The sequence below is a fragment of the Shewanella marisflavi genome (assembly GCF_023283925.1).
Taxonomy (GTDB): Bacteria; Pseudomonadota; Gammaproteobacteria; order Enterobacterales; family Shewanellaceae; genus Shewanella; species Shewanella marisflavi.
In genome coordinates this window covers 257034-283277 of sequence record NZ_JAKIKX010000001.1, presented here as the reverse complement: position 1 = coordinate 283277, position 26244 = coordinate 257034, and the positions used below count along the sequence as shown (strand labels likewise).

Annotated in this window: 21 protein-coding genes; 15 read left to right on the top strand and 6 right to left on the bottom strand. The window is 52.5% G+C overall.

Annotation, left to right across the window (positions count from 1 at the left end):
* Positions 1-42: 42 nt before the first annotated feature.
* Together L2712_RS01235 and L2712_RS01230 are read left to right on the top strand one after the other, a co-directional pair.
* Complete coding sequence (locus L2712_RS01235) at positions 43-558, top strand: FMN-binding protein (RefSeq protein ID WP_248976644.1); 516 nt, start codon at positions 43-45, stop codon at positions 556-558.
* A 148-nt stretch (positions 559-706) separates the two neighbouring features.
* Positions 707-1510: a PepSY domain-containing protein gene (locus L2712_RS01230; protein WP_248976643.1), complete on the top strand. Its 804-nt coding sequence runs from the start codon at positions 707-709 to the stop codon at positions 1508-1510.
* Between the two features lie 79 nt (positions 1511-1589).
* On the opposite strand, the gene mrcB is transcribed toward L2712_RS01230, so the two are convergent.
* The 3 genes from mrcB to L2712_RS01215 all read right to left on the bottom strand — a co-directional run bounded on the left by mrcB (position 1590) and on the right by L2712_RS01215 (position 8748).
* Positions 1590-3926 (bottom strand): penicillin-binding protein 1B, encoded by a 2337-nt coding sequence (gene mrcB / locus L2712_RS01225; protein ID WP_248976642.1) that lies wholly within the window; start codon positions 3924-3926, stop codon positions 1590-1592.
* Between the two features lie 30 nt (positions 3927-3956).
* Positions 3957-6449, bottom strand: coding sequence for an ATP-dependent helicase HrpB (gene hrpB, locus L2712_RS01220; protein ID WP_248976641.1), 2493 nt, complete (start codon positions 6447-6449; stop codon positions 3957-3959).
* Between the two features lie 100 nt (positions 6450-6549).
* A complete protein-coding gene (locus L2712_RS01215; protein WP_248976640.1) occupies positions 6550-8748 on the bottom strand; it encodes a putative bifunctional diguanylate cyclase/phosphodiesterase in 2199 nt (732 codons plus the stop codon).
* A 235-nt stretch (positions 8749-8983) separates the two neighbouring features.
* Here L2712_RS01215 and thpR point away from each other — a divergent pair, with 235 nt between their 5' ends.
* The gene (gene thpR / locus L2712_RS01210) at positions 8984-9502 is read left to right on the top strand and encodes an RNA 2',3'-cyclic phosphodiesterase (protein WP_248976639.1); all 519 of its coding nucleotides are present in this window, start codon (positions 8984-8986) and stop codon (positions 9500-9502) included.
* 45 nt (positions 9503-9547) lie between these two features.
* On the opposite strand, the gene pepB is transcribed toward thpR, so the two are convergent.
* Complete coding sequence (gene pepB / locus L2712_RS01205) at positions 9548-10825, bottom strand: aminopeptidase PepB (RefSeq protein ID WP_248976638.1); 1278 nt, start codon at positions 10823-10825, stop codon at positions 9548-9550.
* Positions 10826-11088: 263 nt separating this feature from the next.
* Between pepB and sfsA the strand changes: the two genes are divergently transcribed.
* The 12 genes from sfsA to L2712_RS01145 all read left to right on the top strand — a co-directional run bounded on the left by sfsA (position 11089) and on the right by L2712_RS01145 (position 24350).
* Positions 11089-11793, top strand: coding sequence for a DNA/RNA nuclease SfsA (gene sfsA, locus L2712_RS01200; RefSeq protein WP_248976637.1), 705 nt, complete (start codon positions 11089-11091; stop codon positions 11791-11793).
* A 158-nt stretch (positions 11794-11951) separates the two neighbouring features.
* Complete coding sequence (gene dksA / locus L2712_RS01195) at positions 11952-12395, top strand: RNA polymerase-binding protein DksA (RefSeq protein WP_011866925.1); 444 nt, start codon at positions 11952-11954, stop codon at positions 12393-12395.
* A gap of 107 nt (positions 12396-12502) precedes the next feature.
* Positions 12503-13408 (top strand): tRNA glutamyl-Q(34) synthetase GluQRS, encoded by a 906-nt coding sequence (gluQRS, locus tag L2712_RS01190; RefSeq protein ID WP_248977056.1) that lies wholly within the window; start codon positions 12503-12505, stop codon positions 13406-13408.
* Between the two features lie 92 nt (positions 13409-13500).
* Positions 13501-14943: a polynucleotide adenylyltransferase PcnB gene (gene pcnB / locus L2712_RS01185; protein ID WP_248976636.1), complete on the top strand. Its 1443-nt coding sequence runs from the start codon at positions 13501-13503 to the stop codon at positions 14941-14943.
* Complete coding sequence (gene folK / locus L2712_RS01180) at positions 14943-15431, top strand: 2-amino-4-hydroxy-6-hydroxymethyldihydropteridine diphosphokinase (protein WP_248976635.1); 489 nt, start codon at positions 14943-14945, stop codon at positions 15429-15431. The genes pcnB and folK overlap by 1 nt, the downstream gene beginning before the upstream one ends.
* A 343-nt stretch (positions 15432-15774) precedes the next feature.
* A complete protein-coding gene (panB, locus tag L2712_RS01175) occupies positions 15775-16569 on the top strand; it encodes a 3-methyl-2-oxobutanoate hydroxymethyltransferase (protein ID WP_248976634.1) in 795 nt (264 codons plus the stop codon).
* Between the two features lie 17 nt (positions 16570-16586).
* Positions 16587-17432, top strand: a complete 846-nt coding sequence (gene panC, locus L2712_RS01170; RefSeq protein WP_033537843.1) for a pantoate--beta-alanine ligase — start codon at positions 16587-16589, stop codon at positions 17430-17432.
* Positions 17433-18217: 785 nt separating this feature from the next.
* Positions 18218-19864, top strand: a complete 1647-nt coding sequence (locus L2712_RS01165) for an L-lactate permease (protein ID WP_088905433.1) — start codon at positions 18218-18220, stop codon at positions 19862-19864.
* 67 nt (positions 19865-19931) lie between these two features.
* Positions 19932-22736 (top strand): FAD-binding and (Fe-S)-binding domain-containing protein, encoded by a 2805-nt coding sequence (locus L2712_RS01160; RefSeq protein ID WP_248976633.1) that lies wholly within the window; start codon positions 19932-19934, stop codon positions 22734-22736.
* Between the two features lie 322 nt (positions 22737-23058).
* Complete coding sequence (locus tag L2712_RS01155; protein WP_248976632.1) at positions 23059-23601, top strand: DUF4124 domain-containing protein; 543 nt, start codon at positions 23059-23061, stop codon at positions 23599-23601.
* Between the two features lie 21 nt (positions 23602-23622).
* On the top strand, positions 23623-24039 hold the full coding sequence (locus tag L2712_RS01150) for a hypothetical protein (protein ID WP_033537839.1): 417 nt from the start codon (positions 23623-23625) through the stop codon (positions 24037-24039).
* Complete coding sequence (locus L2712_RS01145) at positions 24039-24350, top strand: DUF4144 domain-containing protein (RefSeq protein WP_248976631.1); 312 nt, start codon at positions 24039-24041, stop codon at positions 24348-24350. The genes L2712_RS01150 and L2712_RS01145 overlap by 1 nt, the downstream gene beginning before the upstream one ends.
* Before the next feature lie 99 nt (positions 24351-24449).
* Here L2712_RS01145 and L2712_RS01140 read toward each other — a convergent pair whose 3' ends face one another.
* Both L2712_RS01140 and L2712_RS01135 read right to left on the bottom strand, forming a co-directional pair.
* Entirely contained in the window at positions 24450-25220 is a 771-nt protein-coding gene (locus tag L2712_RS01140) for an ABC transporter permease (protein ID WP_033538003.1), read from the bottom strand.
* Positions 25221-25234: 14 nt separating this feature from the next.
* Positions 25235-26176: an ABC transporter ATP-binding protein gene (locus L2712_RS01135; protein ID WP_033537837.1), complete on the bottom strand. Its 942-nt coding sequence runs from the start codon at positions 26174-26176 to the stop codon at positions 25235-25237.
* Positions 26177-26244 lie beyond the last annotated feature (68 nt).

Genomic DNA, 26244 nt, shown 5'->3' with positions numbered 1-26244 from the left:
TTATCACAGGCCTCATCCATTACCTTGCTACTGGATTAATCAATGAAATCTCTTTCTGTTAAGCTCATATTTGCCTCACTCTTCGCCGCCTTCTGCGTGCAGGCCGCCAGTGTCTATCAAAGCAACGAAGACTTTATTACCCAAGCCTTCGCCGCCCCTATGCCAAAGGCAAAGGTCTACTGGTTAGAAGATGATGATAAGCAAGTGATCGAAGATATCTTGGCCCATAAATTTAACAAGATGCGAGTACGTTACTGGCAGCAGGAAGGCGAAACCGTATGGATCCTCGAAGAGATAGGTAAGGAATCCCCCATCACGGTCGGCATACATATCAAAAACAAGGCGATCGCCCAAACCAAGGTGCTTGTCTATCGCGAGAGTCGAGGTGATGAGGTGCGTCACGAGTTTTTCACCGATCAATTTAAACAGGCTAAATTGACCGGCGATCACCAACTGGATCGCAATATCGATGGTATCACAGGCGCCACCCTGTCGGTGCGCGCACTCACCAAGCTATCACGTATCGCCCTCTATCTAGACGACAAGGTGACTCAATAGCACAGATGGCGATCTGCCCTGTTAGTGTTATATTATGGCCAGCGAGCAGGATACCCCTGCTCTTTTTGTATTCCTTGGGCCACCAGCCCGCATCCTTTTACCTGGGATTGCTAACGTCCTAACATAGCCAAAATAAAGAAAGCCATAGATGACAAACAAACCTCGCCATCCCCACCGTAAACCTCTGTGGCAAAAACTCGCCAAAGTGTTCAGACCCTGGCACAGACGTCTAGGCATTGCCAGTGCTATCCTGGTGGTCTTGGTCGCCGCGACTGGCATCTTGATCAACCACAGCAATGAACTCAAGCTAGATACGGCTCATGTTAATCAAGCCTGGTTACTGGATCATTATGGTATCAAGGCGCCTAACCAGATCATGGTCTTCGCTACAGAGCCCCTGCTCGCGGCGAGCGATAACCTGCTTTGGCTCAAGGATAAACCTGTATTGGAGGCTCAAGGACCGCTACTTGGCGCCCTTGCCTATGGCAATCACTATGTGGCCATCGATGACCAACATCTGTATCTGCTTGATCAAGCAGGTAACTTGCTCGAGCAGCAGAGCCGAGCCACAGGCCTACCCCAGGATCTAAGTGCACTGGCCCTTGTTCCCCAAGGCGATAGCCAACAGCTTTGGCTGAACACGGCTTCCGGCAGTTACTTAAGTGACGCCGACCTCATCGACTGGCAAGCGGCAAAACCACTTGTCCCCTTAGACTGGCAAACGCCCCTCGCCAACGAAACGACCTCTGGCGTCAGCCAGCGCCTTTCGCTTACCGCCCGCGCCATGCACCTCAATTGGGAACGTGTGTTGCTTGACCTACACAGTGGCCGCATCATAGGCCTGCCCGGCACCCTGATGATGGACCTGGTGGCCCTCAGTTTAATCTTCATGGCCATCTCTGGTCTCTATCTTTGGCAGCAAGCAAGACCCAAGCAGCGCCGCCTGAAGTAAGATATATAGCCCTGCTAAAGAGTAATAAAAAAGCTCACCTTAGGTGAGCTTTTTTATTACTGTGATTAACCCGGGCGGCTTAGCCACCCATCAGTTTCTGCCACCAAGAGAGCGGCTCGCCACAGTTCTTCGCCGGATGATAGCTCTCAGTCAGCGCGGGGACGGCAATAACATTGCCGCACTTAGCCTGCTTGGCAACGCCTGTCTTGGCATCGAAGTAACCATTTACCACGCCTTCGACAGGTGTGCGTCTTAAACCAATAGGCGCACGCTGTTTGAGGAAGGCCTGATACACGGCCATGGCACCACTGCTGCCGTAAAGGCTTGTCTTGCCATTGTCATCCAAGCCAACCCAAACCGCTGCCACGTTACGTTCATCGAAACCGGCAAACCAAGAGTCGCGTGAATCATTACTGGTGCCAGTCTTACCCGCCAGGGTAACCCCAGGAAACGCCTGCCCCAACTTGGCAGCGGTACCAGATGCAACCACCTGAGTCATGGCATGCTGTACCAGGAAGTCGCTGGCTACAGGCAATGCCTGGCTGGCGTTGCTCTGGCTGGCCGCCAGGGGCTGATTGTCTGCATCCAGCACATGGGTCACCGCATTAAGCTGACGATAACGACCATTGTCCGCCAACGTCTGATACACCTGGGCCACCATTAGCGGCGAGCCATTGACTGCACCCAACAACATTGAGGGATAATCGGGGATCTCTTCATCCCAGCCAGACTTGGCCAGAGTGGTCGCCACCGCATCTGTGCCTATGGCCATCCCTAAGTTTACCGTCGGTACGTTCATCGACTTCTTAAAGGCCGTCATCAGAGGCACTTCGCCAGAGAACTGCTTGGTCACGTTTTGCGGTGACCAGGTCTTACCATGAGAGTTGGTCAACGTGATGGGCTCATCCTTTAACGGCGTTGCCAGGGTATATTTATCCCCCTGGCTCAAGGCCGTGGCATAGACAAAAGGTTTGATTAACGAGCCTATTGGCCTGCGGATCTCCACCGCACGGTTAAAACCATGGTAACTAGGCACCTTGTCGCCCACCATGGCCGCAATACCGGCTGAATATTTGTCGGTCACCACCATACCAACTTGTAAAGCCTTGTCTCGCTGCTCCAGCTGCTGCATCGTCTTACGCACCGCCAGCTCAGCAGCCTCCTGAGCCAAAGGATCTAAGGTTGTGTAAACCTTGATGCCCGACTGTTGCAGCAAAGCATCGCCGAAACGACGCGACAGTTCACCGCGTACCACGGCAAAGAACGCCGGTAGCTTCTTGTGCACAGGTCGACTAAATTGGCGCACCCCAAGAGGTGACTCCACCGCCGCCTTATACTGAGCCACAGGCAGTTGGCCAGACTCCATCAAGAGACGCAGCACCAGATCCCGTCGTTCCTGTGCCCGCTCAGGGTAACGCCAAGGGTTGTAGTAAGAAGGGCCCTTAATCGCGGCGACCAGAAACGCCTGTTGAGCTAAAGTCAGCTCGGCAATAGGTCGACCAAAATAGAACTGAGAGGCCAGCCCCATTCCGTGCACGGCGCGAGACTTATCCTGACCCATATACACCTCGTTGAGGTAGGCCTCTAAGATCTCGTCCTTGTCATAACGAAAATCGATGATCAGCGCCATCAAGGCTTCTCTGAGCTTACGTATGATGGAACGCTCGCTGGAAAGAAAGAAGTTTTTCGCCAGCTGCTGGGTCAGGGTTGAGCCACCTTGTACTGTACGTCCGGCACTGATATTCACCATAGCGGCGCGCACTATGGCAAAGGGATTTACCCCGTGATGCTCGTAAAAACTTCTGTCTTCTACCAAGATCAAGGCATCCACAATCGCCTTAGGCATCTTATCTGTGGCCACAAACAACCTATCTTCGCCATCACCTGTGATCATGCGATCCAGCAGTACGGGTTCGAGATGAAACACCGCAAGTTCACGGTTATCACTGCGCGCTACAGAGGCGACCCCTTGGCTGTCGAAGGTGATCATCACCCGCTGTTCCTCTTGGGAACCTTGAGGATGCAGGAAGGGACGTCGCCAGAGATCCACCTTGGTCTTAGAGGCGGAAAACTCTCCCACCTGACGGGGATTAGCCACCTTACGATAACCCAATAGCTTTAGCTCGGCGATCAACTGATCATGACTCACCGCCGCCCCAGGATAAAGCGCCATAGAACGGCTAAATACCTGCGCTGGCAGATGCCACTTTTGCCCTTCAAACTTACGGGCGATGATCTGATCCAGATAGATGCTATAAATCGTTAAGGCGGCAAACAGGATCAGGCCGAGCTTCCAGCTCAAAGACCAGATCTTGCGCCCCCATCCCGGCTTTACGGCACTGGCTTTAGGCTTGCTTGTCTTGCCATTGGCCGACTTACGCGGCTTACGTTGCTTTGGCGTCTCTTTATTCGTCATCTCTTTTCCAGTCAAACAGCAAAAGGGCGATCACTGCCCATTTGCTGACATCTTTTTCTTGGTTAATTTGGTGGGCAAGGTGTTGGCCGGATCGTCGGGCCATAGATGCTTAGGGTAACGACCCTTCATCTCTTTCTTTACCTCGACATAGGGGCCAGTCCAGAAGTTGGCCAGATCGGCGGTTAACGCCAACGGTCGCATGGCTGGCGACAGGAGCTCCATGGTCACCACCAATTTACCTTGGGCCAGACGCGGACTCTGAGCCATGCCCAGCGCCTCCTGCAGACGCACGCTAAGCAGAGCGCGTCCCGAATCGTCATAACGTATCGCCGCCCGAGTACCCGTTTTCATCGGCCAGTGGGTCGGCAGTAGTTCGTTTAATGTCTGCTGCTGGCTCCATTCCAGGCGATTGAGCAGCAGAGTGTAAAAATCCAGTCCCTTGAGCTGGTTCAGGCGGCGCACCCCATCGAGATAGGGTCCCAGCCACTTGGGCAACTCGGCCAATAGGGATTCATCGCTAACATCGGGCCAGTCTCCCGCCAGTTCAAACTGACGCGCCAGCGCCACCCGACGCCTGAGCTGCTCCACCTTATCATCAAATCCCAGCAGCGAAAGGCCTTTAGTACGGATCAGCTGATAGATAGCCTGATGAATCGTCTCTTCGTCCAGAGCCGCTAAGGGGCGTTCGCTCAATATGATAGCCCCGATACGCCGTTGAGATAAACCGTAAAAACGCGCCTTATCCTCATCCCAGCCAGTCACGACTTGGGTCTGCCCCCTGTTTGCCAGGGCGCCGTCAAACAAGGCAGGATCCAACTTAGCCGCCAGCAGAATGCGGCCACTACTTTGCCCATCGCTCTCCTGAAAATCGGCCACCACCAGCCAAGGCTCCCCCTGCAGCGCATCGTCATCGCCGAGTGCCACCCCAGCACCGCAGGCAAGTTGATAGCCCTTCACCCCACGCGCCTTGGCGATGCGATCGGGAAACGCCAGCGCCAATAAAATAGCAATATCCTGATCCCGGCTCTCACTCAACACCTGGCTAAAGGCTTTATTCCCGCCCACTCTCACCAGATATTGCTGCGCAAGCTTAGCAATCTCGCCCCCCCGGGCCTCGTTTAAATATCGCGTAATATCTGCGCCGCGTCGGGGCAAGGCTCGCGCCTCAAGTAGCGCCGCCAATACCGCCGCCAGCGGCAAATAGTAGGGACTCCCGCTCTCTTCCAACGCCTTGGCGGCCAACAACATATGTGCCAGACGGGGATGACAGCCAAGCTGATAGGCGGCGCGGCCATGGGCCGTTATGCGCCGCTGACTATCCACCAATTCAAGCTGAGTAAGCAGCTCCCAGGCAACGGTTTCATTGGCCGCGTTAGGCGGCGAAATAAGGGGCAAGGCTTGTAGGGTGTTCACTCCCCAGAAAGCAGCATCCAAGGCTGCATTGGTGAGATCACCATGTTGAATTTCCGGCTCGTCGGCCTTGAGCAGACGCTCATGCTCCTGCTGTGGCCAGAGCCTGATGCAGTGGCCAGCGCTAAGACGCCCGGCGCGGCCGGCGCGCTGGGCCGCTGAAGATTGGCTGATCCGTTTCAGTGACAGTCGATTCACCGCCGTCTTGGGATTAAAGCTGGCCTGACGCTTATAACCGGCATCGACCACCAGCTGAATATCTTCAATGGTCAGACTCGACTCGGCCACATTAGTCGCCAGCACTAACTTACGCATCCCCTTAGGCGGAGCGGCAATAGCGGCATCTTGTTGTTTGGGCGGCAAGGCGCCATAGAGAGGTGCTATCAGGAACACCTTGCTGTCGAGCCGCTCCGATAATAGGGTTTGTAAACGCCCAATCTCGCGCTGGCCGGGCAGAAACGCCAGTAAAGAGCCCTGCTGATGCTCACTCAAGGCGTCGACTATCACCTTGGCCATATGGGGCAACCAATCTTGATGAGCGGCGCCGGGACGATAACTCAAACTGACAGGATAGCTGCGCCCTTCGCTGACAAGACTAGCAGCATCAGGCATTAAATCTGAGAGAGGCAAGCCATCCAGAGTGGCCGACATCGCCATGATCTTGAGATCTTCGCGAAACGAGGCCTGCACCTCAAGTGCCAGCGCCAGCCCAAGATCTGTCGTCAGATGGCGCTCATGGATCTCATCGAAGATGATCAACCCATAATCCGATAACTCAGGATCTTGCTGGATCATCCGGGTCAACACCCCTTCGGTCACCACTTCGAGACGCGTCTTGGCGCTGATGCTGGACTCACCGCGTACCCGATAACCCACCGATTGCCCTACGGACTCTCCCCGCTGCGCAGCAATAAAGTGCGCGACATTGCGCGCCGCGATACGTCTGGGTTCCAACATTAGAATCTTGCCCTGTATCTGTGACCAGTCGAGCATCGCCAGCGGCAACGCGGTCGACTTACCCGCCCCGGTTGGCGCCTGCAGAATCACCTGCGAATGGCTTTCCAGGGCCTGTTGGATCTCAGGCAGGAGTGTATGGATAGGTACTTGGTTCAAAGGTGGTGTTCAATCGGCAAAAAACTGGCGACAGTTTACTAGGGATGAAGGCAAAACTAAACATACGCGCCTCGGCTAAAGGGCGCTATAAGGTTAACATCTATTCACAATAGAGCTGGCGATACCAATGCAGGCCTTCACCCGAACTCAAGGTCGCCAAGGATGTCGGCCGGGCAATGCCATAGCCTTGACCATACTCGACGCCCAAGCGCGCCAGATGTTTGGCCACTTCAACCGACTCGACAAATTCCGCCACGATTTCAAAATCCATGTCGCGGCCAAGTTGGCAGATGGCCGAGACGATCGCCTGATCCGCCCTGTCATCACACAGTTGTAGAATAAACTGTCCGTCTATCTTCACATAGTCCACATCGAGCAGCTTGAGATAGGCAAAACTTGAGAAACCTGAGCCAAAATCATCCAGCGCCAGTTTGCATCCCATGGGTTTCACCATGCTGATCAACTCCGTCGCCTGATCCAGCTGGCTGACCGCCGCCGTCTCAGTGATCTCAAAGCAGAGCTTGGCCACCAGTTCGGGCTCGCCCAGCAAACGCATCTCCAGCCAATTGATAAATTCGCTATCACCGATCGACAAGGCCGAGAGGTTAACCGATACCATACTCAAAGATTGCCAGATATCGATATGTTCACTGCCCCAGCGCAGCAGCTTGTCGATCACCCAGCGATCCAGCTTGGCCACCAGGTTAAAGCGCTCGGCGGCGGGCAGAAAGATCCCCGGCGCGATCAGCTCGCCATCGGCAGATCGCATCCGCAGCAAGATCTCCAGATGTAAGCCTTCGTCACTCACACTCAGGGGTTCTATGGGCTGATAAAAGAGCTCAAATCTGTCGTTAGCCAGGGCGCCAATGATATCCACCGAGGCGCTCATCTCGGTATTGAGCTTCTCTACCACAGGATCCTGAGCACTATAGAAATACCAGGCGTTGCCGCCCTTCTCCTTGGCCAAGCGGCAGGCGGCACTGGCGCGCCGCAGCAGATCCGATATCGAATCTATATCACTCTCGCAGCGGGCCACTCCCATGCTAACGCTCACGCAATGTTTACGCCCTTCCCAGCTAAATTCATGGTTAGCCAACGCCTGACAGATACGTTCTGCCACCTGCTCGGCAATCTTCCCATCGATATTAGGCATTAAAATGCCAAATTCATCACCGCTTAGCCTGGCAACCACATCTTCCTTGCGCACCAACTGGCTCAAGCGAGAGGCCAACTGGCACAGCAAATGGTCGCCAGCCCTGTGGCCACTGACATTATTGACTATTTGAAATCTGTCTATATTAATGAAACCAACAAAGGTGGCACGTTCACAGTCACAGGGATTGGACAGATCATAGATAGCCTCAAAATAGGCGCGATTTGGCAGGCCAGTTAAGCTATCAAAGTTCAGCGAGAGTCGCTGCTCATCAGTGACTTCCACCACCTCTTTCACGGGCTCAACCAACATGAGTATTGGGCCATCCTCCCCTGAGAGGGAGAGAAAGGTCACCTTGGAATCGACCTCATTGGGGGAAAATTTGAGCGGCACCTCGCAGCTCGACTGCTCAAGCACCTGATCTTTAACCAGGTTCATGGTATCGAGAAAGCGTTTTTGAGCTAATGCAGGTACCAGACTTTCTATTCGCTGTAGCGTCTCTACACGCAAGGTTTCAGATGCGCTCTGATTAAAACGTATCACCCTATCATCGGCACCGACATGCACACAGGGAATAGGTAGGCGATAGAGATGTTCGATACAGACCAGTTCATTATTCTTGGCCGCTAATCGCTGATGCGTCACCTCTTGCGCCAGACCCAGTAAATTTCCCGCCAACAATAGTTTTTGCCTGACGAGCTCTGGCCAATGTCCTTCGCAGTTGTAGCGGTAAGCCCCGAAAATATATTGCTTGATCCCACCGACGGGTAAAAGCAATACACTACGGATCTTGGCCTGATTCAGGCGTACACGACTATCGTCATCGTCAATAGCGGCCGCCACATCTTCAACGATGGCCGGTTCGCGCAGCGAGGTATAGGAATGCAGGTGGCGATTATTGGCCACCCGGCTGAGTAACAATTCGGCGTCGCGCTTACTGAAGATGGATGTATCAGACTGATACATAGCCTCAATCTGCACAGGCAGACGGCCTTTGCCAATACGTAACAAAAACAAGCCATCGCAATTATTATCGATGGCAAGTTCCTGCAACACTAGCTGCAGTTCCTCTTCAAGATCATGCTCGCACAAATAAGCAAGAGTTTGCTCGAGCGATCGAGATCCGTGTTGCGTATCGGATGACATATACTATCTAATCCTTAGATTGGCTAATCTGATACAGACACTGATTATAGTCAGAAATCATAGAATTACCCATAGGTTAAGTTGTAAACACTAGTAGTACGCGACAACAGGACACATTTAGCTACTCATGCAGCATTGACGAAATAACTCGCTTAAAATCAAACAAATAGAATATTATTCGCTTTGTATTTTTGTAACACACTTTGGCCTTTATCGGCAACCAGGTGATAGACCCATGAAACGACTCTTTCTTGCCATCTCTCCCAATGCTGCTCAGCTCGACACATTGACTCAGCTGCAGGCAAACATTGGTGGCGAAGGGCGCATAGTCCCTAGAGACAATCTGCATATGACGCTAGCCTTTCTCGGCCAATGTAGCGCGGCGCAGCAAGAGGCCCTAAGCGAAACCTTAGCGCGGCTCGCCCACCAACGCCGGCTGCCGGCTTTTGAAGTGACGCTCAACACGCTAGCGCATTGGGACAAGCCGAAGATCCTCTGCCTCAAAGGCGAGGCGCGAGACCCGCAACTAGTCTCCCTGTTTAACCTATGTCAGCGTTTGGCGCAGCAACTCGGGCTACATACCAGTGAGCATAGCTTCCAGCCTCATATCACCCTGATGCGTAAGGCTAAGGCACTGCCCGATATCAAATCCCCGAGTCTTACCCTCAATGGCCATGCCCTGCATCTATATCACTCCCAAAGCAGTGAGCAAGGCGTGCAATATGAGATATTGGCCTCCTGGACACTTACATAAAAAAACGCGCCCTTGGCGCGTTTTTCTCATTCACTACTGCTTAGCTTAGTCTTGCAGCAACTCGGCAATGGTTAACACGCCGTGAGCGGTCGCCCCCGCCGCCCACAAGCCATTGGCCGAATCGGCAAAGGCCGAGGCCAGATCCATATGTAGCCACTGAGTGTCATCCGACACAAAGCGCCACAAGAAACCGGCAGCGTTTGAGGCACCGCCAGCTCCGCCACCTTTGACCGGACGACTGTTGGCAGTATCGGCATAGGCAGATGGACACATCTCTTTGTGCCAAGGATCGAGGGGAAGTGGCCACACCATCTCGGCGACAGATGAAGCCTTCTCTTGGGTGCGGTTAATCAACTCACGACTTGGCGAGAAGATGGCGTTGTACTGAGTCCCCACGGCCATCACGGCGGCACCGGTCAGGGTCGCGGCATCGATCACCAGCGGTGCACCTGTCTCACAGGCGGCTTGCAGGCCATCGGCCAATACCAAACGCCCCTCGGCATCTGTGTTTACCACCTCAACCGAGACGCCATTCTTGTAGGTGAGGATATCCCCCAGCTTATAGGCACGGCCACTGATCAGGTTCTCGGCGCAGCAGAGGAACAGCTTGACACGCTTATTCAGACCAGACTTGATCGCCAGGCCCAGCGCTGCCGTCACTGTCGCCGCGCCGCCCATGTCGCACTTCATCCCCAGCATGCCTTCGGACGCCTTGATGCTGTAACCGCCTGAGTCGAAGGTGATCCCTTTACCCACTAGCGCCGCCGACACAGGAGCGTCTTCACCCAGTGGGTTATAGTCCAGTTCGAGCAGCGCAGGCGCACGCTCACTGCCGCGGCCCACAGAGTGAATGCCTATCCACTTCTCTTCCAGCAGGGCTTCACCCTCAACGATGCGATAGCTCACCTTGTCGCCACCGACTTTAGTCAGCCACTGGGCAGCCTGATTCGCCAGGGTCACCGGCGCCAAGTTTTCAGGAGTCTCGTTGATCAACTGCCTGGCGAAGGCCGCGCTGTCGCGTCTGTCGTCCAGCACTTTCTTGATGGCGTCGTCGCCAGTCCAGGCTATCTTGCCTATCTGCTTGGCCGTAGCAAAGCCTTGGGCGAAGGCCCACTGAGTGTGAAGATCCCAGATCTCACCTTCTAATGCCACCTCGTTAATCCCTTGATTGCGTAGCTTACGCGCCGCCTGCTGCACCTGACGTAGCTGATCGCCCGCCTGCAGATGGATATTGGCTTGGCCCGCCGTAAAGGTCACATCTGCGCTGCCCCAATGGGCTGCTGGTGCATCGCTGGTCAGATAAATCTTCATCACATCGCTCATAGTTATTCCTTTTCTGTACAGAGAGTCGCGAAACCTTTAGCGGCTCCGCCTTATAATGGCGCCAAGTATAACGCCAATCATGGGCCTTTATCTAATCGCTTAAATCAACCCCATTACCCCTGTGCCAGCAGGGCGATGCGACAGCATAATGCTAAATAAGGTAGAATCGCTGCGCTCAGCCGTGGTCTGTTACCAGATAGAGATAGCAAACCAACGCCAAACCCAGCCACAGAAATAATAAGCAGCATAATAAGGTCGACAAGATGATTTTTACCCCCGCATTTGAACAGGGAATATTGCTCAGACGCTACAAGCGCTTCCTCGCCGATGTGCAACTTGATGATGGCTCAGAGATCACCATCCACTGTCCTAACACGGGCTCGATGCGCAACTGCCTCTATCCCGGCGAGCCCGTCTGGTTCTCCACCTCTGACAATCCCAAACGCAAATATGCCCATACCTGGGAACAAGCGGCCTCAGATGAGGGCCACATCATAGGGATCAACACTGGGTGCGCGAATGCCCTGGCGGCTGAGGCGATTGAGGCGGGCGTGATTACCGATCTGAGCGGCTACGACACCCTGCGCCGCGAGGTAAAATATGGCAGTGAGAATAGCCGCATCGATCTATTACTGCAGAGCGAGGGCAAACCCGCCTGCTATATAGAAGTCAAAAGTTGTACCTTATTAGAAGAGGGCCAGGGTTACTTTCCCGATGCGGTCACCACTCGGGGACAAAAACATCTGCGTGAACTGATGGAGATGGTCAAGCAAGGCCACAGAGCGGTACTGCTATTTGTGGTGCAACACACGGGGATCACCTCGGTGGCCGCCGCCAAACATATCGACCCAGACTACGCCGAGCTTCTGACTCAGGCCCACCAAAATGGGGTGGAGATCCTAGCCTACAGCAGTAAATTATCCCCAAGTGGTGCCAGTCTGATTAAATCCTGCCCTGTCAAGTTGTAAATAGAAGGTAAAAGTTGAATTAATGCGTAATAGAGGACATAGTCAAAAGATAAACTTATGACAGCTTAAAAAATTTGCGTGGTATATCAGATTCTGATATAGATATCGGCCTTTAATAAAGACGCCCTACAACGCAAATGATTAACAGGAGATGCGTTATGCCTGAAGGCACTAAAAAACTTGGCGTGCTCGCTATCGCAGGTGTAGATCCTTACCAGGAAAAACCAGGTGAGGAATATATGAATACCGCTCAACTGGGTCACTTCAAAAAAATTCTCGATGCTTGGCGTAGTCAGCTCCGTGAAGAGGTGGATCGCACCCTGAATCATATGCAAGATGAAGCGGCTAACTTCCCAGACCCTGTCGACCGTGCGGCTCAAGAAGAGGAGTTCAGTCTTGAACTACGCGCCCGTGATAGAGAGCGTAAGCTGATCAAGAAGATTGAAAAGACATTGCAGAAGATCGAAGACGACGATTTCGGTTTCTGTGATTCATGCGGTATCGAAATCGGTATCCGCCGTCTCGAAGCTCGTCCAACGGCCGATCTCTGTATCGACTGTAAGACGCTCGCCGAGATCAAAGAGAAACAGATGGCCGGTTAATCTGGCGTAAAGCGGGGCTTAGCCCCGCTTTTTTATGATGTGTCGTTAAAGGTTTTGCCGTGATAGTTCAAGCAGACCACTCTCAACCCCCAAATACTCAAACCACTATGCCCAAAGCCGTCGCGCCCCAAGCCACCGGCACAAAGACCTATGTTGGTCGATTCGCCCCCTCCCCCTCGGGTCCACTGCATTTTGGCTCCTTAATTGCCGCGCTAGGTAGCTTTCTACGCGCCCGCGCAAACCAAGGTAAATGGTTGGTGCGCATCGAAGATATCGATCCCCCGAGAGAGGTCATAGGTGCCAGCGACCTTATCCTCAAGACTCTAGATGCCTATGGCCTGCACTGGGACGACGCCGTGCTCTATCAAAGCGATCGCCTAGGCGCCTACCAGGCACAGCTTGACGCATTAGTTCAGCAGGACAAAGCCTACTTTTGCCAATGCACCCGCAAACAGATCCAGGCGATGGGCGGCACCTATGATGGCCGCTGCTCTGCGCGCATGCCTAAACATACTGAAGGCGCGATACGCATTCACAATACCTTGGCCATAGACCATTTTAATGATGAGTTACTGGGTCCTATCCAGGTCGAACCAGACTTTGCGGCTGAGGACTTTATTATCAAGCGCCGCGACAGCCTCTACGCCTACCAGCTGGCGGTGGTCATGGACGATGCCTTTCAAGGGATCACCGAAGTGGTGCGCGGCGCCGACCTGCTTACTTCCAGCGCCCGCCAAGCCACGCTCTTTGAGCTATTTGGCGAAACGGCACCTAAGTGGCTACATCTGCCACTGGCCTGCGCCCAACCTGGGATGAAGCTCTCAAAACAGAATCATGCCCCGGCGATCGATATCGAGGCGCCTCAGGCCAGTATCAATGCCGCGCTCGCCTTTCTGGGGCAAGCTCCTTGCGATATCGACCAAGTTGAAACCATGTTAGCCCAGGCCATCAGCCAATTTGACCTGAAGCGGATCCCGTGTCAGCAGGAGATCATTCTGCCGCAAGGCGCTTAAGTCGATGCGCTAAAGTAGTGAAATGCAAAACCTAACCGCCGTCACGAAACCCAGTTGACCGGGAAAGCCCGGGTATACTCTTTAACCCATATTTGGGTTATCATAGCGGCCTAGTTTTAACCCTAACTCAAGATCCAAGTTCGAGGTGTCCTATTTTTCGCCGTATTAGTCAATTCTGTAAGCAGCTTTTTGACGACAATCAAAACACCACAGAAACCACACAAGCGGGACTAAGCCTAGAGATAGTTGCACGCAAACACCATGCAATCTCTCGTAAGCAAATTAGCGAAAACGCTATTAAGGTACTCTATCGTCTACACAAGTCTGGCTATAAAGCCTACCTGGTGGGTGGTGGCGTGCGTGACATCCTCCTCGGTCTCGAGCCAAAGGATTTCGATGTGGTCACCAATGCCACACCGGAAGAGATTAAGAAGCTGTTTCGCAACTGTCGCCTGGTTGGGCGCAGATTCCGCCTGGCCCATATCGTCTTTGGTCGCGATGTTATCGAAGTTGCCACCCTACGTGGGCACCATGTTGATAGTGGCGAGAAGATCTCTAAGGTCAATGCTGAAGGGCGCCTACTGCGCGACAACGTCTATGGCACCATAGATGAAGATGCCGAGCGCCGCGACTTTACCGTCAACGCCCTCTACTATGACATCAGCGATTTCTCCATCCACAGCTATGGCGGCGGTTTACAAGATCTCGAGTCTCGTACCCTGCGCCTGATTGGCGATCCGCAAAAACGCTACCGTGAAGACCCTGTGCGCATGCTGCGCGCCGTGCGCTTCGCCACAAAGCTGGGGATGAACATAGATAAGGCCGCGAGTGAGCCAATCTATGAACTGGCGCCGCTGCTTCAAGATATTCCCGCCGCCCGTATGTATGAAGAGGTGCTTAAACTCTTCTTTAACGGTCAGGCAGAAAACAACCTAGCCATGATGCGCGACTTTGGCCTGTTCGCCCCCCTCTTCCCGCTGGTCGATAACCTGTTAGAGGAAGATCCTAAGGGACCGGTTAATAAACTGGTCAAGGCGATCATGCGCAACACTGATGAGCGCGTCCAGGCTGACAAGTCGGTCACTCCGGCCTTCTTCTATGCCGCCATGCTTTGGTATCCCCTGAGCCAAAGAGCCGATGATATCGCGCTGGAAAGTGGCCTAACCCAATATGATGCCTTCTACGCTGCAATGGGCGACGTGATGGAGCAGCAATGCCGCACCATCAGTATTCCCCGTCGATTCAGCACACCGGCAAAAGATATCTGGCAGCTGCAACTGAGATTCGACCGTAACCAGGGCACCCGCGCCTTTAAGTTTATCGAGCATCCTAAGTTCCGCGCCGCCTATGATCTGCTGCTACTCAGAGCAGAAGCCGAAGGTGGCAATGTCGCCAAATCCGCCGCCTGGTGGAAGAGCTTTGTCGAAGGTAACGAAGAGCAGCGAAGCGTGATTGCCCGCAGTGTCAATAAAGGCAGCCGCAACCGCAACAACCGCCGTCGTCGCAGCCCAAAGAAAGCACCTAAAGCCGAATAATGCTCATTGTCTACGTCGCACTGGGGGCCAATCTCGCGTCCCCAAAAGACCAATTGGATCAAGCCTGTCAGGCACTGAAATCCCTGGCAAGCGACGGACAGGTGAGCGTCTCCCCCTATTACCAAAGTGCCCCTATGGGTGATGTGCCGCAGCCGGACTACCTCAATGGGGTGGCTCGCTTTCAGACTATGCTCGCACCATTGGCGCTACTCGATGCTTTACAAGCCATCGAAAACGAACAGGGCAGAGTGCGGCAAGTGCGTTGGGGCGCGAGAACTTTAGATCTGGATCTGCTGCTCTATGGTGACTGGCAGCTGGATATTCCCCGTCTTAAGGTGCCGCACTACGGCATGAAGAGTCGCAGCTTCGTGCTGATCCCTCTGTACGATCTGTCTCCTGAACTGATCCTTCCTTGTGGTACCCCACTAGCATCACTCATCAGCCCCGAACTTAAGAGCCAAGTTCAACAACTCGCCCTGGATCATTGAACTTAGGCGCCAGTTAGCTTATAAAGCACACTACTGTAGAGTCTGTTGACCTTTACTGTTTTGTTTTCCAGCATTTTGTAGACGATTTATACCAGGCAGAGCCTGTGTAATGTAGTTATTCTACATAGACGGGCGATAACGCCGTAGAAATGGACTGCAAAAGCTGCCCTAAGGGTTCATCTAAACACGCCTTGTCCTGCGTTGCGTGCTATTTGCATAGAAAAACTAAGCGGCACAGCACGCGCCTAGAGCAAAACGCTTTTAGATTGAACAAAAATTAAACCTGAAAGGTAAACAGACCCTAGGCCGAATCCTTTTCTAAATCAAAGTTAAGACCAGCATTATGTCCAAAATAACCAGCTCTACCCTGCTGAAGTTCAAGCAGGAAGGTAAGAAGTTCACTGCACTCACCGCCTATGACGCCAGCTTCGGCGGCGCCTTCGACAGCGAAGGGATAGACGTCCTCCTCGTGGGCGACTCGTTAGGCATGGTGTTGCAGGGTCATGACGACACCCTGCCGGTCACCATTGAAGATATTGCCTATCACACCCGCTGCGTGCGCCGCGGTATCAAGCGCTCTCTGTTGATCGCCGATATGCCGTTTATGAGCTATGCTACGCCAGAGCAGGCGATGAACAACGCCACAGTGCTCATGCAATCAGGCGCCAACATGGTCAAATTAGAGGGCGGCCACTGGCTACTTGAGACTGTAACCAAGCTGACCGAACGTGGCATTCCCGTCTGTGCTCACTTAGGACTCACACCTCAGTCTGTACATGTTTTTGGCGGCTTTAAGGTTCAGGGGCGAGATGCCGACAACGCCCAGCGCATTATCGATGAAGCCAAGGCTATCGAGGCGGCAGGTGCTCAGCTATTGGTGGTCGAATGCATCCCGGCTGCACTGGCGAAAAGCATCACAGAGGCGCTAACGATTCCGGTTATCGGTATTGGCGCAGGCGCTGACACAGACGGTCAGATCCTGGTCATGCACGACGTATTAGGGATCTCTAGCGGCTATATTCCTCGCTTCTCGAAAAACTATCTGGCTCAAACCGGCGAGATCCGCAGCGCGATTCGCGCCTATATCGAAGAAGTCGACAAGGGGGTCTTCCCCGCTGCCGAGCATACATTTAGCTAAATTAAGGTAGCAGTAACATGTACACCACCCAAGATATCGCCGAGATACGCAGTAAGGTGCGTCAGTGGAAAAGAGCTGGCGAGACAGTGGCTTTTGTCCCCACCATGGGCAACCTGCATCAGGGGCACATCACCCTGGTCACCGAGGCGCTAAAACAGGCCGATCACGTGGTGGTCTCTATCTTCGTTAATCCGATGCAATTTGGGCAAAACGAAGATCTGGACGCCTATCCACGTACTTTAGCCGCCGATCAAGCTGCTCTCGAAGCTGCCGGTGCCGAGCTGCTGTTTACGCCAACGCCTGCCATCATCTACCCCAAGGGAATGGATCAGCAGACCTTTGTTGAGGTGCCAGGGCTATCGGATGAACTATGTGGTGCCAGTCGTCCGGGTCATTTTCGCGGTGTCACCACCATAGTCTGTAAGCTATTTAATATCGTCCAACCTGACGTGGCGCTATTTGGTAAGAAAGATTTTCAGCAACTCATGGTGATCAAGGCCATGGTAGAAGATCTTTCCCTGCCTATTGAAATCATTGGCGTTGATACCATCAGGGAAGACTCAGGTTTGGCGATGAGTTCGCGCAACGGCTACCTCAGTGAGGAGCAGAAACAGCAAGCGGCTCAGCTAAAGCGCACCTTGGATGAGATGGCTGAGGCGATCACGGCTGGTCAAGCTATCCCTAATGTAGTGCAGCGCGCTCAGGAGCAACTGCACCAGGCTGGATTCAAGCCTGATTATCTGTCGGTGCGTAACGCCGCTAACCTGCAAGCCGTCGGTGATGATGACAAGCAGTTAGTGATCTTAGCCGCTGCCTTCATGGGTAGCACGCGATTGATCGATAACCTCTGTTTTCAGCGATAAGCGTTAACCTTAACGGCTTCATTTTAGCTCTCTAAGATGAAGCCGATTTTGGCCCTCATCTCTTTTTTACCTCGCTTCTCCCCCATCTCTGCACCAAATCGCGGCAACTTACACGCAAATATCCTTCTTAACTCATTGGCTGCGCACCAAATCGGCTCACAACCCTGGCCATTATTTGCGCAAAATTTGGAAAATAAATTACGTATATGAGGAAAGCTCAAAAAAGTGACCCTGATCCAGATCACCTGCATTTCATTTACATAAGATTCAGACAGATTACCACTTATCGAACCTAATACACTGAAAGCAAGTGGTAATACCTATTTACCAAGAATTCAACTTCTCCACATAGGAGTTGCAAGGTGACATGGGTCACAGTGACCCAAGAGCGTCACCGAAACGATTAGCTTCTAAACTGAAATTATCAGATCAGATTTTTCCACTTTCGAGACCTAATTAGAGTAATTACTCTTTAAAATACCTGTTTTTTGGCTAATAAACCTATTATTAGTTCCGAAAAGTTATAACTGACCTCGCCGCCCAGTGACCTGTGTCACATTTCTAGTTTAAGGCGTCAGACTAAGTTCACACACATCTAACTCCATCTCACATAATCAGCACATAATGATCTAGATCATATTTGCATTTGATGAATTAGCGTTTATTACGCATCAAGGATAAACCGATTCCATTTAGGAATAGCTTTCCCCCAACACACTATGCTGCATCGGACGAGTCAGCATCGACAAATTAAAACTACCAAGTGACGACAGTAAGAGGCAATCATGACCCTACTTCAACTACTCGCCAGTTTGACGCCTGTAATCAGCGTTATGCTATTTTTGGTGCTACTCAAGATGCCTGCATCGCGCGCCATGCCCATCTCAATGGTAATGACCGGCCTTGCCGCCGTCTTTATCTGGCAAATGGATACCACCATACTCGGTGCCTCCGTGGTTGAAGGGCTACTCTCCGCCCTCACCCCACTCAGCATCATCTTCGGTGCTGTATTCCTGCTTAATACCCTGAAATACTCAGGGGCCATGGATACTATCCGCGCAGGATTTACCAATATCAGTGCTGATGCCCGCGTTCAGGTGATCATTATCTGTTGGTTGTTTGGTTCATTTATTGAAGGCAGTGCCGGTTTCGGTACCCCTGCTGCCATCGGCGCGCCATTATTGGTTCTCCTAGGCGTACCTCCTATCGCCGCCGCCGTGGTTGCCCTTATCGCCGACTCCACCAGTGTTTCCTTTGGCGCCATCGGTCTACCAGTCCTCTTCGGTATGGAGCAGGGTCTGATGCAAGGCGGTGTGAGCATGGCTGCCGAGCAGATCGCTCAGCATGGTACAAGTTTCGCTGACTATGCGCAGTTTATTGCACTGCACATGATCACTATCGACTTGATCACAGGTTCTCTAATCCCGCTTGTACTGGTTGCAGTACTGACAGGCTTCTTCGGTCGTAACAAGTCCTTCAAAGAAGGTCTGGCTATCTGGAAGTTTGCCCTGTTCGCCGGTCTTGCCTTTACTGTACCAGCATGGTTGATCAACTTCTTCGCCGGTCCTGAGTTCCCATCTGTAATTGGTGCGCTTGTCGGTATGGCCATTGTGATCCCAGTAGCTCGTAAAGGTCTGCTACTGCCTGAGACACCTTGGAACGATTTCGCTGAAAATGATAACCAAGAAGGCAAAGCTAAGATTGAGACAAAGGCACAATTCTCTCAGGTTGCCGCTTGGACTCCGTATATCATCATGGCAGGTCTGCTAGTACTGTCACGTACCGTTGCACCGCTTAAGTCTTGGTTGACCAGCTTTAACATCAGCTGGACTAACCTGCTGGGCACCGAACTGAAAGCCGGTTTCGCGACCTTGTACGCCCCGGGCGCCTTCTTTGTGCTAGTGTGTATACTGGGTTTCGTGCTCTTTAAGATGAAGTCACCAGCCATCAAAGAGTCAATCACTGTCTCTTGCAAGTCAATGCTACCGACTATCATCTCTCTAGGCGCTTCAGTGCCTATGGTTAAGATCTTCCTAAACTCAGGGACAAACGAAGCGGGTCTACAGTCTATGCCGGTAGCTCTGGCTGACATGCTTGCAGGCTCTATGGGCGCTATCTGGGCCTGGATGTCACCTATCGTAGGTATCTTCGGTGCCTTCCTATCAGGTTCTGCAACCTTCTCTAACATGATGTTCTCGGGTCTACAATATAGTGTTGCCGACAACATCGGTATGAACCACGCGTTAGTCCTAGCCCTTCAGGGTATAGGTGCCAACGCGGGTAACATGATGTGTGTGATGAACGTAGTTGCTGCCGCTACCGTAGTGGGTATGGCAGGCCGTGAATCAGAAATTATCCGTAAAACAATGCCAGTCGCTCTGGGTTATGCCTTGATTGCAGGTACTATCGCCAGCCTATGGGGCGGTCTATAGCAGATAACTCGAGAAAGGCGGAAGTGATGACCCCGCCTTTCTGTGGGTCAACTAAAAGAGTAATGTTATGTCGATTAATTATTCAGCAGTAGTCGCAGATTTACGCGCAAAACTCGGTAATGAAGCAGTAACAGACGATGCAGTGCGTCGTTTTGCCTGGTCAACAGATGCCAGTTATTTCCGTATCGTCCCTGAGGTAGTGGTACACGCCGAAACCTTAGAGGATGCGAAAAGCACCCTAGAAGTGGCACGAGCCCACAATGCCCCAGTCACCTTCCGCGCAGCTGGTACCAGTTTGTCTGGTCAGGCGATTGGCGAAGGGATTTTATTGATCCTGGGCCATGATGGTTTTAGAAAGATCGCCGTTAGCGATGATCACACTCGAATCTCATTAGGCGCGGCAGTCATTGGCAGCGACGCCAATATGGTACTTAAGCCCTTCAACAAAAAGATTGGTCCCGACCCAGCGACTCTGGCATCAGCCATGGTTGGCGGTATCGTCTCAAACAACGCCTCAGGCATGTGCTGTGGCACGGCCCAGAACAGCTATCAGACCATCGCCTCGGCTAAGCTACTGTTTGCCGACGGTACCCGTCTAGATACTGGCTGTGAGCGCTCTAAGGCAGCATTTAAAGAGTCGCATCAGGAGCTACTTACCGAGCTGACCGAACTGGCGAAACTCACCAGCAGCAACCCTGTACTGGCCGATCGTATTCGTAAAAAATACTCTATCAAGAACACCACAGGCTACAGCATTAATGCCCTGGTGGATTTTGAAGACCCATTTGAGTTGATCAACCACCTGATCGTCGGCGCTGAAGGCACCCTGGCCTTCGTCGAAGAAGTAACCTATAACACGGTCGATGAGGCCAAGTTCAAGGCTTCTGCCATGGCGGTATTCTTCAACATGGAAGATGCGGCCCGTGCCATCCCACCAATCAAATCTGACAGCGTCGCCGCTGCCGAGCTACTGGACTGGGCATCGATTAAAGCCGTAACCGGTAAGAAAGGGATGCCTGATTGGTTGAGCGAGCTACCTGAAGGCTCTGCGATTCTGCTTATCGAATCTCGTGCTAACGATGAAGCCACTCTGGACGTATACACCCAAGATGTGATCGCCAAACTGGCTCATATCGAAACTGAGCGTCCTATCACCTTTAGCCGTGACCCAGAGGTTTACAGCAAGTACTGGGCAATGCGCTCAGGCCTGTTCCCGATCATTGGTGGTGAGCGTCCTAAAGGCACCTCGGTTATCATCGAAGATGTGGCCTTTGAACTAGAACATCTGGCCAATGCCGCGACCGATCTTACCGAGCTATTCCACAAGCACGGCTACCCTGAAGGGGTGATTTACGGTCACGCATTAGCGGGTAACTTCCACTTTATCATCACACCGACCTTCGCCTCACAGGAAGATATCGACCGCTTCCACGCCTTTATGCAAGATGTGGCAGAGATGGTGATCAACAAGTACGATGGCTCAATGAAGGCCGAGCACGGCACAGGCCGCGCGGTAGCACCTTTCGTCGAAATGGAATGGGGCGCCGATGCCTATACCCTGATGAAGCGCATCAAGCAGATCTTCGATCCACAAGGCCTGCTCAACCCAGGGGTGATTCTCAACGATGATGCTAACGTGCACGTTAAGAACATCAAGCCTTGCCCTGTGGTCGATGACTTTGTAGACAGATGTATTGAGTGTGGTTTCTGTGAGAAGACCTGCCCGACCTCTGCGCTCAACTTCACTCCACGTCAGCGTATCGCGACTTTACGTGAAATCGCCCGTCTCGACGCCTCTGGCGACAAGCAAGCCGCAGAAGAGATGCGCGCTGCCGCCAAGTATGATGTGGTCGACACCTGCGCGGCCTGTCAGCTGTGTACTATCGCCTGTCCGGTAGACAACAGCATGGGTAATCTGGTACGTAAGCTACGTACACCTTATATCACTACCACTGAGCAGAAAGTACTGGATTTCCAAGCCAAACATTTTGGCGCGGTAAACCAGGTGATCAGCACAGGTTTCAATATACTCAACATCATCCATAAGGTCACCGGCGACAGCGTCACCAACGGTCTGATGAAAGTGGGCCGCATGGTGTCTAAAGAGGTACCTTACTGGAATCCTGATTTCGCTAAAGGCGCTAACCTGCCTAAGCCATCGCCAGCATCTCCAGACAAAGAAACCGTGGTCTACTTCCCAGCATGTGGCGGTCGGACTTTCGGTCCAACACCACTAGACCCAGACAATCGCACCCTACCCGATGTCGTGGTTACCTTACTTGAACGTGCCGGTTACAATGTGGTGACCCCTGACAATACCCGTCATCTATGCTGCGGTCAGATGTGGGAATCTAAGGGTGACTTTAAAAATGCCGATGCTAAGCGCGATGAGCTAATCGATGCACTAAGCGCACTAAGTGAAAACGGCAAGGTACCCGTTGTGGTCGATGCCCTCTCTTGTACTTACCGCACCCTGACAGGTAACCCTAAGGTGGAAATCACCGACTTGGTCGAGTTTATGCACGATAAGATCTTGCCTAAACTGACCTTCACCAAGAAGGTTAACGTCGCGCTGCACTTTGGTTGTAGTGCGCGTAAGATGAAGCTTGAGCCTAAGATGCAAGCTTTAGCCGATGCCTGTAGTGCAGGCGTTAAGCTACCTGAAGGCATCGAGTGTTGTGGTTATGCGGGTGAGAAGGGCTTGTACAAGCCTGAGATGAACGCCAGTGCGCTGCGCAACATCAAGAAACTGATCCCTGCGGACATCAAGGAAGGCTATTACGCTAACCGTATGTGTGAAGTGGGTCTATCACATCACAGCGGTATCTCCTATCGCCACCTGGCCTACCTCCTAGAGGAGTGTAGCCGATAGGTTAGTCGCAACCGATTTAAGGTTTAGATAACCCACCCAAGCAAACTCCGCGGTGTGACATCAGCTCACATCGCGGTTTTTTTATCTTTCCCCCACGACAAAACAAACGAAGATCCCACACGTCATGCAAAATACTGGTGTTAATCCGTGACTTGCGCCATAGTATTAGCAAGTCATATAGCGCGATACCCAAGTAGCCGACCCGCCTAAGTATTGCCAAACCTGATAGATGAAATAAGGAATAGAGTCGTTACGACGACATTTCACCTCAGGTTAATACCGTCAGCCCACGACTCGACGCAGATAGAGGAATTATCGCCCCATGGGAAAACTGCTCCTAGCCATCGCACTTCTGTTGCTTCCCGGCCTGAGCCAAGCCAACGGCATCTATAAGTGCATCAAGGGCGAAAAGATCGTCTTTAGTCAGACCTCCTGTCCCAAAGATTTCAAACAGCACCATATCGAGTATCAACTAGGGATCACCACGGAAACCGACAGTGATCAAAAAGCGGAAAAGCTCGATCCCCTGCAGACCTTATTAAACAAGCGCACTCTTACCCAAGAAAAATTACTGCAGCTAATCGATGCCGAAATATACCGGCTCAAACAGGAAAACAGCTATTATGAGATCCTAAGGGCCAGTGAAAAACAGAAGCTGGATCGTAAACGCTATTGGCAAAAACAGGCTAAGAATGACCCAGAGTTTCTTGCCAAGCTCGAGGAGATGAACCTTTACTTCGATGGCTTGATTCAACTCAATCTCGATGCCATGGCCACCTTGGAACAGCACAAACAGCGCATCGCAAATGAGGAAGCTGAAGATCCGGCGTTAGAGGCAAGTAGCAAACAAGGCGAGCAAAACTAACCAAAGACCAAGAGGAAGGCCATGAACAAAACCCAGTTGAGCTTGCTTATTATCGGCCTGCTGCTCGTGGGGTTATATCTGCGCCACCAGTTCATTAGCCCTGCCAGTACCTCTAGGGAACCCAATATTGAAAGCTTCGTCGATCATGCCCAATATCTCACCACCCAAAGTGAGGTGATCGCGCCGCTGCTGTGCGCTAAGCTGGCCACCGACATGGGATATGAGATAGATCAGCAACAGATTAATCAAGATCTGCATCAAGCGCTGGCCGCCTACGATGATGGCCAAGACGCTCCCCTGTATCTATTTATCTATATCAAGGGTTATGCCTTTGGCTTAGCCCATGGTATAGAAGATAAGCTCGGCGCCTATTATCACCTAGGCTGCCAGCAGAAGCATCCAGACATAGAGCCGGAGGAGGCGCCAACGCGCATCTGATGATCCACTTTCCCCTATTACTCAAGGTCTGCGGCGACAAACAGCTGTTACTTATCGATAACCAGAATGACTTGCAGCGTGAAAGCGCCCATCTGCCTAAAGATGCCCTGCTTATTATCGACCGTCAGGGCGCAGCCTATCGCTGCCAAGCGGGCGAGTTCATCCCCTTGGTGGAGCCTATTTCGTTAGCCCAGCTTATCGACTGGGTCAGTGAGTACGCCTGCCAAAACGGTCACTTCTGCAGCGCTAAAATCGGCGCCAAGTCGATTAGCCAGTTGTTTGAGATAGTGCGCTATCTCGACGACCAATGAGGCGACAACCAGGCTGCTTCCCCCTCACACACACAATCCATCCACAAAAAAGCCCCAATTTCATGGGGCTTTTTATTGAATATATCTGGCTATATAGGGTTAGGTTCTCAGGCCTATGCCACGGCTGATCAGGTAGTAAGCCACCAGCCAGAGACCCACGCAGAAGCCCACCATGATCGCCACCGACAGCGAGATACTGATATCGGCATAGCCAAGGAAGCCGTAGCGGAACACGTTGATCATATAGACCACAGGGTTCAGCTGAGATACCCCTTGCCAGAAGTCAGGCAACAGGGTCAGCGAATAGAAGACGCCACCTAAGTAGGTCAGCGGCGTCAACACAAAGGTCGGCACTATGCTGATATCATCATAACTCTTGGCAAACACCGCATTAATCAGGCCGCCCAGGGCGAACAAGATAGCGGTCAGCAGCACAGTCAGGGCCACCAGCCCCGCATGGTGCAGACTGATATCAACGAAGAACATGGCCACCAGAGTGACTATGGTGCCGACACACAGGCCTCTCGCCACGCCGCCGCCCACATACCCGGCAATCATTACATAGTGTGGTACCGGCGCGACAATAAGCTCCTCCAGATTGCGCTGGAACTTAGCGCTGAAAAAGGAGGACGCCACGTTGGAGTAGGAGGCGGTGATCACCGACATCATGATAAGCCCAGGCGCGATAAACTCCATATAGCTCACGCCGCCCATCTCGCCGATACGCTTACCCACTAGGTTACCGAAGATCAGGAAGTAGAGCGTCATAGAGATAGCTGGCGGCACCAAGGTCTGTACCCAGATACGGGTGAAACGGGTCACCTCTTTGATCAATATGCTCTTAAAGGCGGTAAAATAGACATGCTTCATATTCATGCTCGAGCTCATACTTTGGCACCTCCCTTACCTTGCTCAACCAACTCCACAAACAGCTCCTCTAATCGATTGGCCTTGTTGCGCATCGACAACACCTCGATCCCCTGCTCGGTGAGCTGGGCGAATACGCTATTGATGCTGTGGGCCTTCTCCACATCCACCTCGAGTGTGTGTGGGTCGCTCAGACGGCAGTTGATCCCTTTAAGCGATGGCGGCTCGCTGATATCGGCACTGAGGTCAAACACAAAGGTTTCCATATTCAGGCGGCTGAGCAAAGACTTCATGCTGGTACACTCCACCAACTCGCCCTTGTCGATAATGCCTATGTTACGACACAGCATCTCGGCCTCTTCCAGATAATGAGTGGTCAAGATGATGGTCACTCCCTTGCGGTTAAGCTCAGTTAAAAAGGTCCACATGGAGCGTCGCAGCTCAATGTCCACCCCGGCGGTGGGCTCATCGAGGATCAGTAACTTAGGCTCATGCATCAGGGCGCGGGCGATCATCAAGCGGCGCTTCATACCGCCAGAGAGGGCACGGGCCGGGCTGTTACGCTTATCCCACAGATCCAGCTGACTCAGGTACTTCTCGGCACGCTCGAAAGCCTGCTCGCGGGAGACACCAAAATAACCGGCCTGATTGACCACTATCTGCTGCACCGTCTCAAACTGGTTAAAGTTGAACTCCTGAGGCACCAGACCGATAGACATCTTGGCCAGCTCAAGTTGGGTGTCGATATCATGCTCGAACACCTTAACCTTGCCAGAACTCTTCTGCACCAGGGAGCAGATCACCCCTATGGTAGTGGATTTGCCGGCGCCGTTAGGCCCTAGCAGGGCAAAGAAATCCCCCGCCTCAACCTTAAGGCTAATCCCTTTTACCGCTTCGACACCGCCCTTGTAGGTCTTCCTAAGCGAGTCAATCACTAAAGCATATGGCTCTTGGGTCATTAGTTACTTCCGTTCTTTTGACAAATGCGAGTAAATAAAAACTCCCGCACAGGGCAGGAGTTTAGGGT